Source organism: Aliamphritea ceti, from assembly GCF_024347215.1.
GTDB lineage: Bacteria > Pseudomonadota > Gammaproteobacteria > Pseudomonadales > Balneatricaceae > Amphritea > Amphritea ceti.
In genome coordinates this window covers 4,427,366-4,449,791 of the sequence record NZ_AP025282.1, presented here as the reverse complement: position 1 = coordinate 4,449,791, position 22,426 = coordinate 4,427,366, and the positions used below count along the sequence as shown (strand labels likewise).

14 protein-coding genes are annotated in these 22,426 nt (G+C 46.8%); 5 read left to right on the top strand and 9 right to left on the bottom strand.

Annotated features, from left to right (window positions below; genetic code table 11):
* Positions 1-8: 8 nt before the first annotated feature.
* From OCU49_RS20105 to OCU49_RS20085, 5 genes are all read right to left on the bottom strand, one after another.
* Positions 9-2,723 (bottom strand): ATP-binding protein, encoded by a 2,715-nt coding sequence (locus tag OCU49_RS20105; protein ID WP_261842331.1) that lies wholly within the window; start codon positions 2,721-2,723, stop codon positions 9-11.
* Positions 2,720-3,685, bottom strand: a complete 966-nt coding sequence (locus OCU49_RS20100; RefSeq protein WP_261842330.1) for an ABC transporter substrate-binding protein — start codon at positions 3,683-3,685, stop codon at positions 2,720-2,722. The genes OCU49_RS20105 and OCU49_RS20100 overlap by 4 nt, the downstream gene beginning before the upstream one ends.
* 51 nt (positions 3,686-3,736) lie before the next feature.
* Positions 3,737-5,917, bottom strand: coding sequence for a TonB-dependent receptor plug domain-containing protein (locus tag OCU49_RS20095; protein WP_261842329.1), 2,181 nt, complete (start codon positions 5,915-5,917; stop codon positions 3,737-3,739).
* Between the two features lie 359 nt (positions 5,918-6,276).
* Positions 6,277-7,431: a methyltransferase gene (locus OCU49_RS20090; RefSeq protein ID WP_261842328.1), complete on the bottom strand. Its 1,155-nt coding sequence runs from the start codon at positions 7,429-7,431 to the stop codon at positions 6,277-6,279.
* An 84-nt stretch (positions 7,432-7,515) separates the two neighbouring features.
* Positions 7,516-8,127, bottom strand: a complete 612-nt coding sequence (locus OCU49_RS20085; RefSeq protein WP_261842327.1) for a LysE family translocator — start codon at positions 8,125-8,127, stop codon at positions 7,516-7,518.
* Positions 8,128-8,384: 257 nt separating this feature from the next.
* Between OCU49_RS20085 and OCU49_RS20080 the strand changes: the two genes are divergently transcribed.
* Both OCU49_RS20080 and OCU49_RS20075 read left to right on the top strand, forming a co-directional pair.
* Positions 8,385-9,533: an ABC transporter substrate-binding protein gene (locus tag OCU49_RS20080; protein ID WP_261842326.1), complete on the top strand. Its 1,149-nt coding sequence runs from the start codon at positions 8,385-8,387 to the stop codon at positions 9,531-9,533.
* A gap of 155 nt (positions 9,534-9,688) precedes the next feature.
* Entirely contained in the window at positions 9,689-9,940 is a 252-nt protein-coding gene (locus OCU49_RS20075; RefSeq protein ID WP_261842325.1) for a hypothetical protein, read from the top strand.
* Between the two features lie 29 nt (positions 9,941-9,969).
* Here OCU49_RS20075 and OCU49_RS20070 read toward each other — a convergent pair whose 3' ends face one another.
* Positions 9,970-11,919, bottom strand: a complete 1,950-nt coding sequence (locus OCU49_RS20070) for a methyl-accepting chemotaxis protein (protein ID WP_261842324.1) — start codon at positions 11,917-11,919, stop codon at positions 9,970-9,972.
* A gap of 242 nt (positions 11,920-12,161) precedes the next feature.
* Positions 12,162-13,046, bottom strand: coding sequence for a LysR family transcriptional regulator (locus OCU49_RS20065; protein ID WP_261842323.1), 885 nt, complete (start codon positions 13,044-13,046; stop codon positions 12,162-12,164).
* Between the two features lie 131 nt (positions 13,047-13,177).
* Between OCU49_RS20065 and OCU49_RS20060 the strand changes: the two genes are divergently transcribed.
* The gene (locus OCU49_RS20060) at positions 13,178-13,837 is read left to right on the top strand and encodes a glutathione S-transferase family protein (protein WP_261842322.1); all 660 of its coding nucleotides are present in this window, start codon (positions 13,178-13,180) and stop codon (positions 13,835-13,837) included.
* Positions 13,838-13,934: 97 nt separating this feature from the next.
* Here OCU49_RS20060 and OCU49_RS20055 read toward each other — a convergent pair whose 3' ends face one another.
* A complete protein-coding gene (locus OCU49_RS20055) occupies positions 13,935-14,708 on the bottom strand; it encodes a response regulator (protein WP_261842321.1) in 774 nt (257 codons plus the stop codon).
* Positions 14,709-14,878: 170 nt separating this feature from the next.
* Complete coding sequence (locus OCU49_RS20050; RefSeq protein ID WP_261842320.1) at positions 14,879-17,152, bottom strand: bifunctional diguanylate cyclase/phosphodiesterase; 2,274 nt, start codon at positions 17,150-17,152, stop codon at positions 14,879-14,881.
* A gap of 342 nt (positions 17,153-17,494) precedes the next feature.
* On the opposite strand from OCU49_RS20050, the gene OCU49_RS20045 reads away from it, so the two are divergent.
* Positions 17,495-21,328, top strand: a complete 3,834-nt coding sequence (locus OCU49_RS20045) for a bifunctional diguanylate cyclase/phosphodiesterase (protein WP_261842319.1) — start codon at positions 17,495-17,497, stop codon at positions 21,326-21,328.
* Positions 21,329-21,466: 138 nt separating this feature from the next.
* Positions 21,467-22,396 carry a LysR family transcriptional regulator gene (locus OCU49_RS20040; RefSeq protein ID WP_261842318.1) on the top strand — a complete coding sequence of 310 codons (930 nt, stop codon included), beginning with the start codon at positions 21,467-21,469 and terminating at the stop codon, positions 22,394-22,396.
* The last annotated feature ends 30 nt before the right edge of the window (positions 22,397-22,426 follow it).

Sequence of the window (22,426 nt, the reverse complement as noted above, 5' to 3'; positions counted from 1 at the left end):
TCTTATCTTTAACTTCCATCTGTCTCATCGTTATATTGCTGATGCTCAATAAGACGTTGTAATCGCCACAAACAGTGCCAGCTATTGCGAATATCTGCTTTTTTGACCGCGTGTGTGAGGTCGATACTGGCTAGTTCCAGTGCCGGTAATTCGAACAGCCCTGCAAGTCCTGTTAACTGATGCGCATGATTGCGCAATTTATGTATATCCTGAGCAGAAAATCCTTCTTGCAATGAGGTCAGCTGACGCAGAAGCTCGGCATGCAGGTCTGCCGCATTGAGCTTGTAATTGCTCAGATCTGTGGCGCTTTTTTCGTCATGAGGTTTAGCTGCAGGCGGTAAGCTGCCCAGCTCTTGCTTCAGCAACAAACGCATAGTATTCAGCAGGCGAATATCGTTAATAGGCTTGTATTCGATACGGTTTACACCGGCATGAATTAAAGCCTGTTCTTCGCTGGAAACAACATTTGCGGTCAATGCAACTATGGGTATCTGCGGTAACGTTTGACGAATCTGAAGAGTGGCTTCGATACCGTCAATACGAGGCATATGTACATCCATCAGAATAATGTCTGGTTGATGTTCGGTAGCCAGCTGTATCGCCTGCATACCGTTCATCGCTTCAATAACTGACGCGCCAGCGGTACCCATAATTCTGCTTAGCAGCAGGCGGTTAAAGTCGTTATCTTCAGCGATGAGTACTTTAGTGCCGGATGTCAGTTTTGGCAGTTTACTGGTGAGCTGTGAACGGCCGGACTGAGTACCTGAATGACTCAGCCACTTACTCAGATTAATCTTGCGTAACGGCTTTGTCAGCACGGTAATGTTGTGGTGGTTCTGTATTTGTGTGAGCTCAGTAACATCATTGTTAAGTGAGGGCACCAAAAGCAAAATGTTACCTTTAACGCCTTTGAATATTTCTGGAATACTGCGTTTTTGCTGGTGTGCAATATCCGGATCCGCACTTAAGCCGAAAATGAGAGAGCTGTTACTGCCGGATGTTTGCTGCAGCTGGCTGCTCAGATGTTGCAGAGTTCGACACGGGATAATCTGTGTGACGACGCTGTGAGCCAGTTTGCTAAGTACCTGCAGGCTATTGCGGTGCTGATCAAAGATGATCAGTTCTTTCGTATGGCTAAGTGGGCGGGGTGGCGTGCCTGCCACAGCAGGTGTTGCTGGCAGACAATTAAGAGTACATATAAATTCGGTACCTTGCCCTTCCATACTGCTAAGACGAATTTCTCCTTCCATCAGTTCCAGTAGCTTACGCACAATGACCAGGCCTAACCCGGAACCACCAAAACGACGTGTTATAGATGAATCAGCCTGAGAGAATGCACTGAAAAGATGCGCTTGTTGGTCTTGATTAATGCCAATACCGCTATCGAGTACGGAAAGCTCGATGCGTAATGTATTGTCGTTTGTTTCCAGTCGTTTAAGGCTGACCATTACATGGCCTTCTTCGGTGAACTTAATGGCGTTGCCTATCAGGTTTGTTGCAACCTGGCGTAAACGCATTGGATCCCCGAGTACAATTGGCGGAATGTCCTCACTGACCTGATAAATTAATTCTAACCCTTTGGTTGCAGCACTCTGTGCCTGCATCTCAATCGCGCTATGAATGCATTCTTCCGGGTTAAACGGGATACTTTCCAGGTGGATAGCGTTGGATTGCAGTTTTGCAAAATCGAGAATGTCATCAATGATGGCTAGTAACATGGTGGAAGTCTGGCTAATAATTCGGCAGTGTTCCTGCTGTTCAAAACTTAGCTCTGTTTGTTTGAGCAGACCCGTAAAACCAAGAACTGATGTAAGCGGTGTGCGCAATTCATGGCTCATTCGCGCGAGGAATTCGTCCTTGGCCATATTGGCCTGATCAGCTCGCTCTCTGGCTCTGTGTAAAGCATGGTTCTGAGTTTCCAGATACTGCATGGTTTTACGTAAACGCTGGGTTGCTTTATCTACCTGGCTTTCCAGTAACTGATTAGACGCCTGTACCCTTTCGGCGAGCAGGTTTATGCCACGTTCTAACGAACCGATTTCCGCATTGGATTGTTCTGTGGCCCGGGCAGATAGTTGTCCTTGCTGCAATTTGCCAACCAGCTGGGTGAGATCGATTATTGGATCCGTCAGCGTGTGGCCAACACGGGCGGCAACGATGAAGGTGACCAGTATGCCTATTAATAACAATATGAGGCTATTGGCGATGATATCCAGTTGTCGCTGGCGCATGGGTTCACTGGATATCGCAATGACAACCCAGCCGAGGATTTGTGGTGACTGCTGTTCTGCATATTCTGGTGAGTCGTCTATCAGTATGCCAGTCGCCATCACCGGTGTTGCAAACAGCCAGTAGCCGTTTTGTCTGTTGTACGTAGGAGATGGTCGCGGAATAAACTGAAAATCGATATCAGTCGACCGATAGATAAGTTGTCCCTGAGCATTGAGGAATATTACGTCTTTAACGTCAGCTTCCTGTATCGGGCCTTTACTCAGGGCCTTAAGTTGCGGAGTCAGCTCTGAGATGATGCCAAACTCTGCGGCAGCAGCCATCAGGCGAGACATAGTTGCTCCCCTTTCGACCAATGCAGTTTCGTTATCTGCAATACGGGTGGAAATAAAATATCCCGCCAGTATCAGAGTCATTACCAGCAGCGGCACCAAAGTAATAGTGAATACTTTTAGTCGAATGCCTTTTCCAAAGCCGTTTTTCAGTAGACTCATCTTAGGTCTGCCTCTTTGATACGGGCTTCGAGCTGAGAGGGAACAGGCAATTCAATATTCAAGTTGCGGGCTACCTGAGGGTTGGTAATGACGGAAAAGTAATTACTGTAATTTGCTGGTGGCAAGGTGCCTTCACGGTTGTAAGCATTAAGAATTTCAGCGGTCTGCAGACCTATCTGATCCGGTGTGGAAATCACCGCAGCAATCGCGCCGGCATCAACGTAACTACGGGAGAAACCTACCAGCGGAATATGTTGCTGATAGCTCATGAAAAGAATCCATTTGGCCGTGGTACGGTTAAAAATAGCCTGGTCGGGTAATGCCAGAAAAATGTCGGAGCGAGCCATGATAGGCTGCAGCATTTGCAAAGGATTATCTTTGTTGACTAATTCATCATGGTTGAGTGTAAAGCCAAGCGACTTACTGACGGTTTCAATGGCTTGCAGATCTTTGCCTGTAGTTGGTCCGAGGATCACGCCAAGGCTCTTGGCGTTTGGTTGTATAGCCCGTGCCAGGATAACGTGACGGTAATAAGGTTGGTCAAGAAAAATAGCCGTATGGCTGATGGCCTGCTGTCGGGCTGAATAGCGCTTTTGTAAACTCAGAAAACTGGGTTTGGGAATAAAGCTGCTGATTATTTTACTGTTGGCAGGGGCCTGACTGAAGATATAGTCTGCTGCGGCACTGCCAACAGTAATCAGCGGATCGAACTGCTGTAAATAGTCAGGGGGGAGTTTACGTAAGTTTTCCAGAGAAATGCTCTGGGGCGCAGGGCCTTCAGACTGTAAAATGATTTCACGGTTAACGATTTGATAGGGTTGCTGTTCATTGCTCAGGACGACCAGAGCCTTTGCAGCTGCGTTGGCAGCGCACAGGTTAACAATGCAAAACCAGCAGAGCAGGCTTTGCAAAATTTTTAGCCCTTTTCGGAGCTTAAAGCTGGTCAGTACACACCTATCCATATGCTTACTCTGACATTGATCGGTGACCTAAGGTCAAAATTCCATTACTGCTTAAAAACTCAGTTCCATTTGCATATAAGCCCGTCGGTCAAACAGGTTATCGGCATAGAATTCCGGATATGGATCATCTAGCAGATTATGCACAAGAAAATTTACTTTCAGTTCGCTGCCACTCTGATATTTAAAGCCTTTGCTGATTTTTATATCCGTTCGGTTGTACTGACGGTTAGGCACATTGCCACTGCCTTCCAGCCATTTAACTTCAGACATGTAAAAGTGTGAAATACTGAATTGCAGGTTTTCCGGAAGTGTCACGCTGGCCAGCAACGATGCCGTATGCATTGGTGTACGGTTTTCTAAACGATCAATCTCGTCAGCGTCACCTACGTTGCTGTGGCCTTTATTGCGAAAGCCGCGGACGTGAATATAGCTGTAGTTAAATAATATCAGTGGGTTGAATTCAACATTGGGTTGATAGCGAATCTGGGTTTCAAAGCCCCTGTTATTCCATTCTGCACCATTCGTTTCTGTGCGGTAACGTGTATCACCGCTAGCTGTGCTTGCCGGGTTCGCTATTGGTTGAAAAGCAGTGGCGATACCGTTGTCTATACGCTCGTAAAATATTCGCAGATCAACCTGACTGTTATATTCAGGCCAGTTTTTAAAATAGCCAACATCCAGTGATCGTAATCGCTCAGGTTCAATATCAGGATTAGCCAGTGTTTCTATTGTGTAAATGGACGGTGAAGATGACGGGAGAAAGCTGGGAGTGCGGATGATGTTTTGCATATTAGCTTCCAGCAAAGATGGCATTCTATACGCTTGGCTGACCGAACTGCGTAATCCACTGGTGTCTGTTAGCTGATAGTTAGCGGCTAAGCGCGGGGAAATACGTGTTTTGCTGTTTCCTGCAGTAGCCTGTTCAACCATTGCGCCGGCGTTAAAAACCCAGTCGTTGATACCACTGTATTCCCAATTGGAGAAAATACGGGTGCGCTCCTCGCTGATCCAGTCTGTGGTATCTAATAGCTCGAGACTTCGGGCCTGATCAAACTTATAGCCGCCACCGATTACAAACTGATTGACTGGGGATATTTGCTTCCGCCAGGTCATTTCAATATCGTGCTGTTCGATATCCCCGACTTCACTGGTCTGACGAACAGGGTTTGCAGCAATAAAAGCTTCAGCCTGGGCGGATGTGAGAGACGGGCTGAGAGATCGTTGTACCGCTGCTACATCAAACAGTGGTGCTTCCAGATTGTAATAATTATGTGAATACTGGATTTCTACTTCAGCTTCGTCCTGAAGTATGCGCTGCCATTTAATATGCTGGCTGTTGGTGTGATAGGTGCGTTGTGTGAGATCCGGTGTACTGTCGATATCACCAATGTTGGTATAACCTTCACTCACACCCAGATTAAACGTCAGAGTGTCTTGGAGATTTGGGGTGATCACGGTATTGAAGTTTAGGTATTTTCGTGTCGCATCATCTTTGAATTTACTCGTGCCATCATTGCTCAGGTTGCCGGCAGAGAGGGCGAAGTTACCCAGTGAATAGCTGCCTTTATGGCGTGCTTCAAAGTTCTGTGTATTCAGGCTGCCAAGTGTATATTTTATGCTGCTTCCTGGCTTCGACAGACCGGAGCGGGTGATAATATTAATGGCGCCGATAAATGCATTTGAACCATGTGTAGCGCTGTTCGAACCACGAACAACTTCAATACGGTCGACGTCATCTACAGTAAGTCCTAAAGTATCCCATATGACGGTGGATAACAGCGGCACGTATATTGACCGGCCATCAACCATTACTTCCATTTGTGAAGGAAACTTATCGCTCATACCATGATAGGCAACTGCTGAGGTATTTGCCGAGGTGTTATAAGCCATCATGCCGGGAACTAAACGGAACAGATCCGGAATGGTTAGTGCTGAAGAGGCATCGATAACGGCCCGATCAATAACTGTAATCGCTGCTGGTGATTCATGGCGTTGTTGTGGCAGGCGTGTTGCTGCTGAAATAAGAGGGATATCAGCCAGATAGTTTAATTCTGAGATTGCATAATCTTCATCGTTATAGGCGAGGTATTCATCAACGGCGGTGATTGCCTGCTGTGCCTGAGACAGGCAGGTACTGCTCAGCAATGCAATAAAAAGCGACAACTGAATAGGTAGTGGTCTCTGCACTGAAAAACGGTAAAAGTCTGACCAGTGTGTTTTTGATAACGACATAGTTGTCCGGCTGTATATTGCAAAAAAGATAGTCTCTGTATCCTGATCAGAGTCTTGTTTGCTAATGCTGTCCTTAAATATTTAACCGCACAAACAGCTCGAGAGAATCCAGAATTGGTTTTAAACATCCGGTGTTTTTTTGTCAGGTTTATATCCTGTGAAAGAGAATTTTCTGACTCTTTTCCTGACCTGAATACTTCAGCTGCGGCCTAAGATGGGTCGGCATATAGCTACGTAAATCATGTGTTTCAATATACATAATAACTGCTATTTATGCATATGGCAGCAAGATTTTTAGGCTGTATAGAGGAGGAGAGATCTTGTGATTCAGGCCTTTGTCTGTGCTTCTTATGAATGGTTCAGCGTTTAATACAGCGAAGAATGACAAACTTCTTATTACTGGCCTGAGTTGTGCAGTTTCCGAACAGACGCTTAAGGGGGACATGATAACCCAGATGGCGGTTACCAATGACTAACAACTCGCCACCGGTTTTGAGAACCCGTTTAGCATCCTTGAACATTTGTATGGCGATAAAATCGCCTATCGTATTTTGTTGATGAAAAGGGGGGTTATTCAGAATTATATCGGCACTGTTATCTGAAATTCCAGCCAGGCAGTCAGTAACGTGAAAGTCAGCCTGTCTTTCAGTGTGGTTACTTGCAAAGTTTTTTTCGGCAGATGCTACGGCCATAAATGACTCATCTACTAATGTTAGTTTTGCATTTGGGTTCGCCTTAGCAGCAGCAATTCCAAGTAAGCCATTACCACATCCCAGATCAATGATACTGCACGGCAGGTCACCGGATGGCATGTTGTCCAGAAAGAAGCGTGTGCCGATATCCAGCTTATCGCGGGAGAAAACACTGGCGTGGTTAATAATATCTAAATGGTGATCTGGCAGTGGCAGGCTTTTGGGAAACGGGTTTATACCGGGTGTCAAAGTAAGGTCTGGTTGACTATGAATCAGCCGGGCTTTTTTCTTAGCCAGGGATGTATGTGTCGGACCAATAATTTTACCGAATAATTCCAGTGTTGAGGTATGAATAGCTTTTACCATTCCTCCTGCCAGAATCTGGGTGTGTTCTGTAATAAGTGGTCGTAGACGGTGTAACTGATCTTCCAGCTGGGCAAGGCTTTTAGTGATTTTCAGGATAACCAGATCCAGCGGTGCTTCCGGTTTTGGTAAATATTCTGCCGGTGATTTCAGACAATCGATAACGGAAATCTGAAAATCATCGCTATGATTACTGCGAAGGTTCTGATGTATCGCCTGATGCGATATAAAAGAATCGCTCATAATCACGGGGTTTGAAGGTGCCAGGGCTGTTGCGAGTGCACCGCAACCGTCGTTGAGAATCAGAATATTTTGCAGAGAGTTGTCTTGTGTGATGACGTCAGCAAGGTGTTGCAAAATTAACTCATCCGCTGCATCCCAGGCACGCAGGGTTTCTTTAGCCCTTACCGGGTAGCGGTGCAGGGAAAATTCACCCTGCGGGACGTGCAGCTGATTCATGGTTTGAGCCTGTTAAAAAATGCCGCGTTATTATAGCGAAATACAAATATGCGCGGCAGGGTAACTTTATCTGAAAGTCGGATATTAGCGGCTGGCGATGAGATAAACGCCAGCTCCCATCATGATACTGCCTGCACTGCGATTGAGGTTTTGCTGTGCATGACGGGATTTGAGTTTAGCACTGGCCCAGTGAGCAGAGTGGGCAACCAGCATCAGACCGGCCATCAGGGCAAATAGTGTTAACAGAGATGCCAGGGCAATATCTGTGGTCTGTAAACTTTGTAAATCCATGAACGTAGGCAGAAATGCGATATAAAACAAAATGACTTTCGGGTTTGAAGCAGAGATAAGAAAACCCTGCAGAAAATCTCCACTTCGATTACTGCGGATTTCTGCAGTATCAGTATCACTGACAGGGCTGGTGAAAAGTTTATAGCCCAGATACAACAGATAACCTGCACCTACCCAGCGAATAACAGTGAAAACTTCACCCCAGTGTTCGGCTATAGTCGCCAGGCCCATGCAGGCAAGGATCAGATAACAGATGTCACTGAGCGTCATTCCCAGAGAGAGCATGAAGCAAGAACGGCCGCCCTGAACCATGGCTTTGGCCAGTATGGCAAAAATTCCTGGTCCTGGCGTAATGCCGAAAATAAAGATCGCAATAAAGAAGCTGATCGAGCTTTCGATAGTCATTATTCTGAGTATTCACTGCTTTGGGTATTAATTTTGCTGCTATTCTACGCCGTCTCTATATGCTTGCCTATACTGGAGTTGAGCACGATGCTTCTGGTACTTACCAGTTGTCAGAAGCAACCGCCACCGGAGTTGCAGTATCGATTGTCCCGGTTATCAGTGACTGATATCAAAGGCCAGTAATCAGGACGGCAATTTACAGGCATTTTATGCCCGCGCAAGGACCAAGAGATACCGATTTTTTAGAGGAAAGGTCCATGTTAATCCGGTTTTTTTCGACCCTGCTGCTAAGCAGCGTATTTTTTCTTTCCTGCTCCGTAGGGGCTAATACATCACCTGACTTTTCATCTGCACCTACCACTAATGACGGTAAACCCTGGCGTATTGGTTATCTGGAAGGTGGAGAGTATATTTATTATCAGAAGATTTTTAGCGCGACAGTTAAAGCATTGATGCAGCGGGGATGGCTGGATGCTAAGCCTTTACCTGAACAGCAAGGGGAGCAAACCGCTGAACTCTGGCGTTGGCTGAGTGAAGAAGCCAGCGGGCGCTATATCGAGTTTGTTGCAGATGGGCATTATACGGTTGGCTGGGATGATTCCCGACGTGAAGCTGTACAGCTGAAACTACTTGAGCGGCTTAATAAGCTACAAGATATCGATTTAATGATCGCCGCCGGCACCTGGGCCGGGCAGGACCTTGCTAATCATCAGCACAGCACCAATACGCTCATTATCTCTGCCAGCAATCCTTTGTCTGCAGGCATTGTCAAAAGTGTAGAAGATTCCGGTTTCGGGCATATTCATGCCAGAGTGGATCCTGATAGATACACCCGTCAGCTAAGGGTATTTCATGATCTGGTGGGTTTTCAGCGGTTAGGTATTGCACTGGAAGATAGCGCTGAGGGACGGAGTTACGCAGGCTGGGATGAGGCCGAGAAGCTGGCAGAGTTACGGGGGTTTACACTGGTGCCCTGTTATACGCAGAGTGATATCAGTGATACAGAAAAGGCTGAATCCAGCGTGATTAAGTGCTTTAAAACATTAGTTAAAGCTGCCGATGCTATTTACGTAACAACTCAGGGGGGGATTAACAGTAATAGCCTACCTGCGCTGATTTCTATCGTGAATAAGCATAAAATTCCAACCTTTTCCCAAAACGGCGGTAAGGAAGTGCGTCAGGGGCTGTTGATGAGTATTTCACAGGCGGGTTTTCGGGCCGTGGGTAACTTTCACGCAATGACGATGGGTAAGGTCTTTAACGGGGCTAGACCGAACCAGTTAACGCAGTTGTTTGTTGAACCGGTAAGAATGGCAGTGAATCTTAAAAGTGCCGAGCTGGTGGGGTATCAGCCACCTCTGTTACTGCTGGGGGCCTCCGATGAAATTTATCGGAGTATTCCTTAATATGCATACAGTATGATTTGGTCAACAATACAGATCTCAGCGTTCAGAAAGTGAACTCAGCTATTTATTATTAGCTTTCTTTCGCTTGTGAGTTCCCTTTTGTTTAGCGACTGAATTAATTAGCCCAATTTTGCGACTGAGATAACAGGTTATACATGGCAAAGCCGAATAAAAAACTGCCGGAAAAGTCGGTAGATATCTTTTGTGCTAAATGCCGGGCGCCGTTATTTCGTTACCGCAAGGGCGGCAAGGGTGCATTGGTAAAATGTTTTATTGAGCGAATTGTCACAGACTATACAAATGTAGCCTGCGAATGTCCTGGATGCGGTATTAACTTTGCGCGGGAAACGCTCATTCGGGGTGTGCCGGCGTACAAGATAATTGGTGGTAAGGTCACCCATAAGTGACCTTACCAAGTGATGGATATGAGGTCTGATCAGGTTTTAAAACGTCCTACCAGAGTATTAAGGTCTGTCGAAATTTCACTCATTTTATCGGACGTTTGCCGGGAGTCCTCAGCAATACCCTGTGCACGACTAGCCTCATCATTCAGGTCGTGAATATTCTTGTTGATTTCTTCCGTCACAAGGTTTTGTTCTTCAGCAGCTGATGCAATCTGAGTCGCTAAATCACGGATACTGTCTACCGACTGCTCAATGGCTTCGAAGATAGACTTGGTCTGATCCGTCGTTTCAACCGTTTGTTTCGAACCTTCCAAACTGCTTGATAGCTTTTCGGATACGACTTGTGTGCGTTTAGTCAGACTGGTTATCAGAGTATCAATCTCTTCTGTAGATTCTGAGGTTCGCTGTGCCAGCGTACGAACTTCATCGGCAACCACTGCGAATCCGCGACCACTCTCGCCGGCCCGGGCAGCCTCAATGGCAGCGTTCAGAGCAAGTAAGTTAGTCTGGCCGGCAATGCCCCGAATTGTTTCCAGTATACTGGTGATGTTGCGAGACTCGTCAGCCAGTTCTGCCATGGCATCGTTTGAATCAACGATAATAGCTTCCAGCTCATTAACCAGTGTTGAAGTGTTCAGTATCAGTTTACGGCCTTCTTCAACCTGTAGCTGGCTGTTATCTGCCGCGTCTGCAGTCAGGGTACAGTGCTGCGCAACTTCATTAGATGCCGTTACCATTTCGTAAAATGCAGTCGAAACACCTTCAATTGAACGTGATTGCTGAACAGCGACCTGGCTAACTTCGGTAGACACTTCATTCGCTTCTTTCGCAAAGCTACCCACCTGATTCGCGTTAGATTTTATTTCACTGATCAGGGTGCTGATGGTTTCTATAAAACTGTTAAACGCCGCCGCCATTTGAGCAGATTCATTTTTGCCTTTGATATCTAAGCGGCGGGTCAGGTCACCTTCGCCGTTTGCTATTTCCTGCAAACCGGTTGTGATGACATGCATAGGTTTAGTAATACGGTTACCAAACCAGCCAGCGAAGACGACAAACACCGCCACTAATACCAGGCTCATCAGCAGAATAATGCCCGCCAGTTCGTCGATGACTGCAAACACTTCATCGGTAGGTACCAGGCCCACAAACTTCCAGCCAAGCGTAGGCGAAACATAAACAGTTGCGAACCAGCTCTGACCATCTATCTCTACTTCAGAAATACCCTCAGCAGCAATTTGACGGGTAAAGTCATTTCCCAATGAGCTAACAGGCTTAAAGTTATTATCCGGGTTAGCCGGGTCTGCCAGGATCGTTCCGGTGTCTTCGATCATCATTACATAACCGGATTGACCGAACTTAACCTGCTTGATCATTTCAGTCAGTTTATCCAGGGTAACATCGACACCGACGACGCCTGTCAGTCCATCCTGACCCTGAAATTTAACCAGATAATCAACCAGTGGGGCACCGGTGTTGATATCTTTGTAAGCGGGTGCACGGATAATCCGGCCGTTGGCAGAGTCTCCGGAAGAATACCAGGGGCGTTTTCTTGGATCGTAGTTTTGACCGTTTTTACCGGTCGGCCACTGAATATATGCGCCGTCACTCATGCCGAGAAAAACATAAGTCAGATCAGGGCGGGCCTGACCAAAAGTATCAAATAAGGTGAAAACAGCGACTTCTTTTTCGCTGTTCTGCATAGGCGTCATTTGTGCCGGTGCTTTATCGACGTATTTGGCTGCGCTGCCATCTAACTGGCGCAGTTCAGGCTTTTTGGCGAGGTAGGCAACATCTTCTGCCAAGCCGTTCAGGTAGAGGCTGAATGCGTTATCGACCTGACGTATTTCGCTGAGACTGGCCTGTTCAAAGTTACCGACAGCACTTTTTCTGAATTCAATTATGGCAAGTGTGGTGATACAGGCGACTGGAATCACGATACTTATTAGTAGGGCTAAAATGAACTGACTGCGTATAGGCATCAGCTTACTCCTGAGCAGGGATGTAATTATTATGCGGCATTGTGAAATGCATTTTCCGAGGTGAAACGCCAAAGGCTCGTCGGTGATTTATAGGTTTTTTAAGGTACGTATTAGACTTTGGTTTGGGGACTTTATGCTGAGGGGGTTAGGCGGAGCAAGTGACGGCGGCAGTTTACTTCGTCACTTTGGGTAGTGATGTCGCAATTGAGTGAATTGCTGCCGCAACTAGAAACAGAAGCGCCTCAGGGAGCAGTTTGACTGAGCATTTTCTGACTGATTTTTTGCGCCATTGCAGTACTCACCAGTGGGTGTGGAGTTGGTGCAACAGCCAGGACAATATCGACCATAGGTAAGGTTGGCAGGTATGGCCGGTCACAAGGCACCAGGTTTTCATCAATTGTAGATGACGCAAGTACCCCAATACCCATGCCACGACGAAGTAAGCTTTTAATTGCTGTGGCGCTACTGGATGCACAGACTACCCGAAAGCGTTGTCCCTGTTTCTCCAGTCCATCAACGGCGCTGGAGTGAAATTTACAGTCAGCCTCATAGAGCACTAGCGGCAATTCCGCATATTGCTGCAGTTCTGGAAAACCGGCGTGCACCCACACACCTTTATCATGGCGTAGAAGGTAGCCTTCTTCTTTGTCCGGCGCCCGGGTCAGGATAGCTAAATCAATCTTTCCCTGATCAAGTGCCTGACGCAGACCATTGCTGTTATCGCATAACAGACGTATTTGCAGCTGCGGATATTCTGTTAATAACAGAGCGACCAGATCCGGGAAAATCTCCTGAGCATAATCATCGGGGCAACCTATGCGTAGCGGGGGCATACCTGATGAATGAGAGAACTCTCCAAGCGCTTCATCATGCAAGGCAAGAATACGTCTGGCATAGCTAACCAGTTTCCGGCCGTCATCCGTCAGGCTCAGGTTGCGGCCATCTTTAGTGAACAGGTCTCGTCCGGTTTCTTCTTCGAGCTTTTTCATCTGCATGCTGACCGCACCCTGGGTGCGGAAAGTTTGTTTTGCTGCCCGGGTAAAGCTACCCGTGTCAACGAAGGCGATGAAGCTGCGTAATGCATCAATATCCATAAGGTATTTATTAGCAATCAAGATAGGAGGCATCAAAACTATTCGCTGGTTCTCCTGAATGCAAGAGGCGAGAATGCTTGCAGTCGGATAACAACACGGAGTCGTCGGTGTCAGGCTTACTATAACCAGTAGAAAGCACCGGCCAGATAGAATGAGGAACGGAAGTGGAATTAATTATTGGAAATAAAAATTATTCATCCTGGTCGTTACGTGCCTGGTTGATGCTGAAGGCTTGCAACGTTGAGTTTGAAGAGCGTCGGTTAGCTTTATTTACACCTGAGTTTGCTGAGCAGATCAAAGCATTCTCTCCCACCGGTAAAGTTCCGGCACTGATCGATGGTGATATTAAAGTGTGGGACTCACTGGCTATCTGTGAATACATCAATGAGACATACCTTGCCGGTGATGCCTGGCCAAAAGATGTGGCAAAACGTGCTCAGGCGCGGGCTATCAGCTGTGAAATGCATTCCGGTTTTATGGCGCTGCGGGAAGAAATGCCCATGAATTGCCGGGCACGCCGGCAGGTGGATCTTTCAACTGCGGCACTTAAAGATGTGTGGCGTATTGATCTGATGTGGCAGGAACTGCGGTATGAGCATCAGGAATTGGGCCCCTGGTTGTTTGGTGAACTGAGTATTGCAGACATTATGTATGCACCGATTGCATTGCGTCTTAATACCTATGCGCCGGCAATCAGTCCGTTGAGTAAAGCTTATGTGGAAACTCTGATGGCGCACCCTGCTATTGTTGAATGGGTAGAAGCTTCGATTACTGAAGAAGAAGTAATTTCTGAAGAAGAAGTTGGGCGCGATTTCGACGGCTAACACCGATACTTTATGTGATATAAAAAAGCACCGTGACCGGTGCTTTTTTGTGTGTTGCTGAAAGGGCCGTTTATTGCGGTCGGCTTATTTAGCCTGTCTATTTCATCGTCGACATGTAGTGAGACAGTACTTCAAGCTTGTCGGCATCGTTATCACTGAAGTGAATATTGACGTCGATAAAACTGGAGTTCATATCTGGTTCCAGTGCCGAAATAGCCCGGACGAAGCCGTTTATCCGTGCGATTCCTTTGCCGTTCTGCTGTTCTATATCGACAACGGCCTGTTCAAAGATAGCCGGTAGCGGACCGTCATGTTTAATCGCTACTTTTGCGTATTGCAGAGTCAGCTCTTTAATTGCGCATTTATGAGTGTTACTGCCAAAACGCAGTTGTGCCATCCCTTTGGGTTTTGGCGCTGCTTTTTTCGCTGCCGGAGACTGCACAGATGCCAGTAACTGTGCGGCTCGTTGCCGGGCTGCAGGGCTGGTTTCACCACCTTTCGCCAACCAGAGTTTTACCTTATCTACCAGCTGCTGTGGCTCGAATGGCTTACCTATGTAATCGTTAACGCCGGAGCTGACTGCTTTCAGCACGTATTCCCGTTCCCCCCGGCTGGTAATCATCAGAAATGGCACCGTTTGATAGCTGGGCTGCTGGCGGGTCCATTGCAATAGCTCGAGGCCAGACATGCCAGGCATCTCCCAGTCACAAAGGACGATGTCGAAAGTTTCCTGTGCGAGTAGCTGCTTACCTGCTTCGCCATTCTCGGCGGATTTTACCTGTGAGTCAGGGAAAGCGTCCCGCAGAATCTTAGTAACAAGGTCGCGAATAAAACGGGCGTCGTCGACAATGATTGCTTTTAGTCCTGCCATTAATGTACTTCACTCTGGTTGATGTATACCGGGTAGCGCAGATGATCTTACTGAAGTAAGACCTGATGTTCTGCGAAGCATAGCATGCGTAAGCGACAGCTTTAAATAGAGATTACCCGAAACGCGTACTTCAGCGCCGGAGCGCTAAGCAGCTGTTATTGCATCTTTTTTCAGGCAGGATGGCGTTGTGGGTTAGCTATTGGCAGTGTGTTAATAAACTGAATCAGCTTAGTGGCAGACATGGGTTTAGCATAATAAAACCCCTGTACCATGTCATAGCCTGCCTGGCGCAGTATATCTATCTGCGCTTCAGATTCGGCACCTTCGGCAAGTGTGGTGAAGCTAAGTGCCTTTGCCATTTCAGTCACCATGCTGATAATTACCTGATCTTTAGGGCTGGTTTCTAATTCTTTTATAAAGGCTCGGTCGACTTTGAGTTTATCTACCGGCAGGAGTTTCAGGTACTGCAGGGAAGAGTATCCTGTGCCGAAGTCATCGATCGCAATGGCGAAGCCCAGCGACTTAAGCTGTTTAAGCAGCTCAATACAGCGCTCAGGGTCATCAAATAGTAAGGATTCAGTTATTTCCAGTTCAAGTTGTTCAGCAGGCACCTGAAAACGATCCAGTGCGCTGAGTAGCTTATCTGTAAAGTTGTGTTGCAGAAGCTGTTTAGGGGAAATGTTAATGCTCACTGTTTCAAAGTGAATATCCTGCTTTCGCCATTCCGAAATTTGCTGCAAGGTTGCATTTATGACGAAGTCACCAAGGTTGATAATCAGATGTGATGCTTCGGAAATAGGGATGAATTCAGCGGGTGAAACCTGTCTTTCCAGTTCGCTGGAATACCAGCGGAGTAATACTTCAATGCCTTTGTAGGCCTGCTGGTTAAGGTCGTACTGAGGTTGAAAGGCAAGTTTGAACTCATGATTACGTAAGCCGTTATGAATGGCACTGAATATACGCAGGTCTTCGCTGAGTTGTTGGTCGATATCTGGGCTGTAAACCTGAATGTTACCGGCGTTGGTATGTTTTTTAGCATTGCCCATGACAGAAAACGCCCGGTCGATCAGTTGTTCGATATTGCTACCATGCTGTGGGAAGAAACTTACTCCCTGTCGGAAAGTGCAGGTGATTTGCTGCTCTTTGACAGTGTAAAAATGGGCAAGACCTTCGTGTAGCTGCTGCAGTTTGAAAAGCTGGTCACGCTTTTCCTGGTTCGAGTGGTTCGGGAAAAATACGATGAAACGGTTTTCAGAGAACATTCCCAATTGGATGTCTGGTGGCAGTATCTGCTGAATCCGGAATTTAATTTCATTTTGTAGCTGAGCTATCGCCGGGCCGGATAAGGCCGCGGTTAGCAAGTTGAAGTTATTGATGTTAATGATCACCAGCATGCCTGGTATTTTTGCATCAATGTACTGGTGGCTGATCTGCTCTTTAAAGGTACGTTTATTTGACAGTCCGGTATTCGCATCCTGCTCCAGCAGATTAAGCAACGGTGAGAATACATGTCTGTTAGAGATAAACAGTAAGGTTAGTGTCATCAGGAAAATACCAACAAAAGCACTGAGTAAATTCAGGGTGGACTTGAATAACTGCTTATTCAGAATACTTTTCTGTTGAGCCAGCACTAAGTGCCAGTCGGCAACGCCAATAGATGAAACTGTGTATATATAAGCGTCGGTCTCCATTATTTGGGAGATATCAGTGTGTGGCGGCTGATTGTTTTTGTTATCCGATAGCGAGCTTTGGCTACTTGCGGAAAGATTTTCGCCCAGTAGCGTTGTCTGCAGTAAGCCTTCCATCTGTCCGTTTTTGTGAATCAGAATTTCGCCCTGATGGTTAGTGATAAATACCTGTCCATCAAAATCCAGCTTTATATCCATTACGGTGTTTTTTACGAACTCCAGTGGGACATCACCGAGTACCATGCCGATGAATTGCCCGTCTTGTAAGAGCGGAGCGGTGACTGCGAGGTAACGATAAGGCACAGCATCTACGCTGAAGTAAGGTTCCGGTATTGACGGTGCCATTGCCTGCTTGCTGTTGATATACCAGGGACGTAAGCGTGGGTTGTAATTTTTAGGGATCATCCAGTCGTTGATCCACATATAGCCATCACTTTCCAGGCTATAGCTGATGTAATCGAAACGTCCGGTCGCGGTGCTTTGGCGCAGGTATTCCTGTAGCGCAGGGTTATTTCTTAATCCCTGGGGGTGCTGAGCGATTACCTCGGCATAATGGCTGACAATATTAAGATTATCACTCAGCCAGATAGATAGCTTTTCAGTGGTCGCGCGGGCTTTTACCAGATGTTCGTTTTGTAATGCCTGGCGCTGAGCACTACTGATGTACAGGTAGGCGACGAGGGCAGAAGACAGCAGGCCCAATACCAACAGACTTAGAATGCTATACAGAAGTTTGTTTTTATTATTAAGTTTCATGCCTGACTACTTATCTGAACACCGGATCCCTAGGGAACGCTCTTTAGCCGATCAACTCTATCTGAATTTGCGCATCGCTTTTTGAAAAAGACGCGTTTACTTAATCTGGATCAAGAAACTATTCAGATTCAGTTAATGCTGTGTGCATAAATCGATAATAGTCCCCCGTTTTGTTGGTCAGCTTGGGTAGCCGATTGCTGGCGAGAGTTGAAAATACACGTTAGTCTGCATTTCGTGAGAATCACCGGAGGCGTGTTCTCCTTAATCTTATATAAGTGATTGCAAGGACAGCATTTTATGTCTGTGAATGTTTAGCCAGACACATATACCTGAAGGTAATAAATGCTTTACGAACTCAAACGTTCGCTGACGATACGGTTAATTTTACTGGTTGCCATAATCATCAGCGGCTGTGTCATTTATTTTGTTGAAAACTACCGGTATCAGCAAAAACATATGTTGCTGGAGAAGCTTTCTACCAGCTATGTCAGCCTGATTGAAGCGAATATCAGTCAGGCGCTATCGGCTACTTATCCTGTGGCGGCTATGGTGCGGATGCAAAATGGCAGCACCGATGGTTTTGAAAAGCTGGCTGCAGAAATGTTGCCATTTTATACCGGTGCATCAGCATTGGAACTTGCGCCAGCTGGGGTGATCCAGCAAGTTATTCCTCTGGCGGGTAATGAGGCGGTTATTGGTTACGATTTGCTGGTGGATCAGAACCGAGACAAACCTGCTTTTCTTGCCCGGGCTTCGGGTCAACTGACGCTTGCAGGCCCTTTTGAACTTAAGCAGGGCGGTGTAGGGGCTGTCGGACGTTTGCCTATCTACTTATCAGACAGTCAAGGGAAGAATATCTTCTGGGGGTTCTCTTCTGTACTGATCCGTTTTCCTGAAATACTTGAACAGGCATTACTTCATCGATTGGAGGCTGGTGGCTTTGCATACCGTTTATCCCGGCTGGATGCGCTGAATGGTAAGGAAGTACCGATTGCGGGTTCAGCAGAGCCGCTAATTGATGATTTTGAAAGTTTTGATATTCAGGTGCCGAATGGTTTGTGGATATTCCGGGTTGCTCCGGCGAAGGGCTATCTGGACAGCTTTCTGTTAGCGCTGGAACTGTTGGTGGCGGTTTTCTTCTGCGGATTTATTACTCTGATTGCTATGTTAATCAGTCGGTTAAAAAACAATCATTCTTTGCTGGAAATAACCGTTGATGAACGCACCCGTACTCTGAATGATAATTTAAAACGCTTAAATCTGGCGCTGGGCGCATCTCATCAGGCCTGGTTTGATATTGATGTGGCGACAAATACTGTTTTGGTTAGCGATGAGTATATCCGCATGATTGGATATGCACCTGAGGAATATCAGGCAAGTGTTGAAGATTGGGAGAGACGGCTGCATCCAGCGGATAAAGAGAAAATATTGGCTGAATATGCATTATTAGCAACATCTGGCGAAGCCTGCGAATCAGAGTACCGGGTTCAAACGGCTGCGGGTGGCTGGATATGGCTACAGGGCATCGCTGAAGCAGTTGAGTGGCAAGATGGTAAACCTTCCCGGTTGATTGGAATAAATACCAATATTACCCGCCAGAAAAAAATTGAAGCACTGGATATGACCCGTAGCAAAGTGCTTGAGCTGTTGCTGGAAGGCGCTTCGCTGGACGTTATCCTGGAAGCGATAATAGAAACAATTGAAACTCAGAGTCCTGGGTGCTTAGGCAGCGTGTTGCTGTTAGATGAGAAAACTAATCAGCTGTTTACCGGGGCAGGGCCGAGCTTGCCAGACTTCTATAATGAGGCCGTAGACGGTGTAGAAATAGGTGAAATGGTCGGTAGTTGTGGCCGTGCAGCATATACTAAGCAACGGGTTATTGTCTCCGATATTGATAATCATCCTAACTGGGCGCCATTTTTAACGTTAACGACCCAGGCAAATTTGAAGGCCTGCTGGTCTGAACCAGTGATGGGGGCCAACAATAAAGTTCTGGGTACGTTTGCGATCTACCATCCCCGGCCTCATTCTCCTGAAGACGATGATATTAAGCTTATCGAATTTGCTGCTCAACTGGTTGCAATTGCGGTTGAACGGCACCAGACGGATGAAAAGCTGCAGCTGTCTGCACGTATTTTTAATGATACTCATGAATCTATCATGGTGACGGATATTCACGGCACCATAGTTGATGTGAATACACGCTTCTCAGAATTAACCGGTTATAGCGCTGAAGATGCGGTAGGCCAGCAGCCCGGGCTACTTAGCTCAGGCCGCCATCCGCGCAGTTTTTATGAAGATTTGTGGCGCAATTTGCGTCGAGACGGACACTGGCAGGGAGAGATTTGGAATCGTCATAAAGAGGGTTACACGTATGCCATCCTGATGAAAATATCGGCAATACGGAATAACCGTGGTGACGTACTTAACTATGTTGGGCTGGCATCGGATATTACTCAGCATAAAGAGCAGGAAAATAAACTCCGGCTTATGGCCCATTATGATGAGCTGACAAGGCTACCTAACCGTACTCTGTTTGCGGACCGCTTTCGGCAGGCGATTGCTCACAGTAAGCGTCATAACAAGCAGTTAGGAATTTGTTTTCTGGATTTGGATGACTTCAAGCCGGTAAATGACCAGTACGGCCATGAAGTCGGAGACCAACTGATTATTGAAGTTGCCAAACGCATCAATACAGCTTTGCGTGAAGAGGATACTGTTTCCAGACAGGGCGGCGATGAGTTCGCGATGCTGCTGGGAGATATTCAGTCGCTGGAACATTGTGAGTCAATTCTGCAGCGCATTATCGGATTACTTTCACACCCCTATATGATTGACGGGCATGTAATCAGTATCAGTGCGTCTATTGGCGTAACGCTTTATCCGGATGATCACGCCGATCTGGATACTCTGATGCGCCATGCTGATCAGTCGATGTATCAGGCGAAATTAGCTGGCCGTAACCGTTATCATTTCTTTAACACAGAAAAGGACCAGCAGCTGATCCAGCAAAACCAGTTACTGGATGAGATTGCCACCAGTCTGGATATGCGTCATTTCTGTCTGTATTACCAACCGAAAGTGAATATGCGTTCCGGCGATGTATTTGGTGTGGAAGCGCTCATACGCTGGCAACATCCTGAAAAAGGTCTGTTATCACCATTCTATTTTTTACCCGCAGTTGAAGGTACCGAACTGGAAATTTTGCTGGGTGACTGGGTTATCAGTGAAGCCCTGCAACAATTGAGCGACTGGACAGATCAGGGGCTGGAGCTGGAAGTCAGTATCAATATTTCTTCTAATCATTTGAGATCGGATTGTTTTCTGGAAAACTTTGCCACTCAGTTAGCACGGTTTGCCAATATTCAAACCAGCTGCCTGCAGTTAGAAGTACTGGAAAGCAGTGCGTTAGGTGATCTTGATGTCATCAGTGAAATTATTCGTAATTGCCAGAATAAGCTCGGTGTTAAAATTGCTCTGGATGATTTCGGCACAGGCTACTCTTCACTGGCGCATTTACGCAGCCTGTCAGCGGGAACTATTAAGATTGATCAGAGTTTCGTAAGGGATATGCTGGTCGATCCGAACGATTACGCCATTATTGATGGGGTTTTGGGGCTCGCAGACTCGTTTAACCGGGATGTCATTGCCGAAGGGGTGGAAACCACTGAACATGGTTTAATGCTGCTGAGTATGGGCTGTAACGAAGCTCAGGGATACGGAATTGCCCGGCCTATGCCTGCCAGTGAAGTTCCTCAGTGGCTGAAAGATTATTCGCCAAACTCTCAATGGCGACGTTTTGCACAGATGGTACGTAGTAATGAAGACAACAAAATTCAGCTGCTGCGCTTAACCACTAAACACTGGTATCAGAATTTCGAAGCGAAAATTATTGCCCCGCGTATGCAGGATGATCCGTGGGGGATTATGGCTGTGGAAAACTGTCATTTCCGGGCCTGGATTACCCGCGCCCGTCAGGAGCAACTGTTTGACCCAGTTTGGCTGGAACGCTTGTCCAGAGCACAGGCTGATTTCCTTGCGTTGGCATCCAAACTGGTCGCTATGCATAGCAGGGGAGATGAAGAACAGGCGCGTGATGAGTTATCACATTTGCACACTGCCTTTAATGAGTTGGCGGAAGTGCTGGCGCGCTACCAGCCATTTCGTATTACCTGATATCAGTTTACTGTGATTTTGTAGTGGTTATCAGCTTTATATGTGAGGTACTTTTCAGACCGGGCTCATAAGGTCAGTGCTGAAAAACGGACAAATAAGGTAAGATGACTACCTACTGTTTCTCTGATGGCTGGGCATGTGGATCATTTAAATCTTAATTTACTCAAAGCGTTACAGGTGTTGTTACAAACTCGTAATGTGACCCGTGCGGCAGACCAGCTGCATCTGACTCAGTCGGCGATGAGCCGGCAGTTAGGGCAGCTACGGGAGTATTTTGATGATCCTTTATTGATACGGGATGGTAACGAGTACCTGCTTAGCAGCCGGGCAAAGCAGCTGTTACCACAGGTGCAGGAAATTCTCGGCCAGATCAGTGAGCTTAAACAGACCCCTTTATTTGATCCGGCGGCGTGTCAGCGCAAATTTAGCTTTGCCTGTAGTGATTATGTTGCCCAGTTTATCTTTCCGGATATTCTCCAGCAGCTGGCTCAGGAAGCGCCTCAAATCGATATTGCTTATAAAATGTGGCAACCAGACTGGCTGAACAAAGTTGGCCAGCTTGCACTGGACCTGGTTTCTACTGTGAGTCTGGACAGCGCAGACAGCCTTTGCCATTTGCATATAGGGCAGGACTCTCCGGTGTGTCTGCTGGCAGAGAATCATCCTCTGGCACAACGTCAGGCGTTCGGATTGGATGATATGCTGGTGTTTCCTTTCTTACAGCTAAGCAGCGGCGGAGATAAAGACTCTTTCTTTGACCGTTTACTGCAAAGCCAGGGTAAGCAGCGTCGGGTACGTTATGAAGTGCCTTTCTTTGCTGCGGCTTTTCCTGCCTTGGTACACAGCGATATGTTATTAATCACGCCGGCACATATTGCCCGTAATGCCATGGAATTATATCCCCTGACATATCGGCAATTACCCGTTGAGGCACCGGCATTTAATTACTATCTTTACTGGCACGAATTGCATGATGCTGATCCGGCACATCGTTGGTTGCGGGAGTGTATTGCTGCACAAATTAAAGCTTCGCTGTATTCACCACATGAGTATGATTTGAAATCATAACCTTTCATTAAGAAAATGCATTTCTCGCAT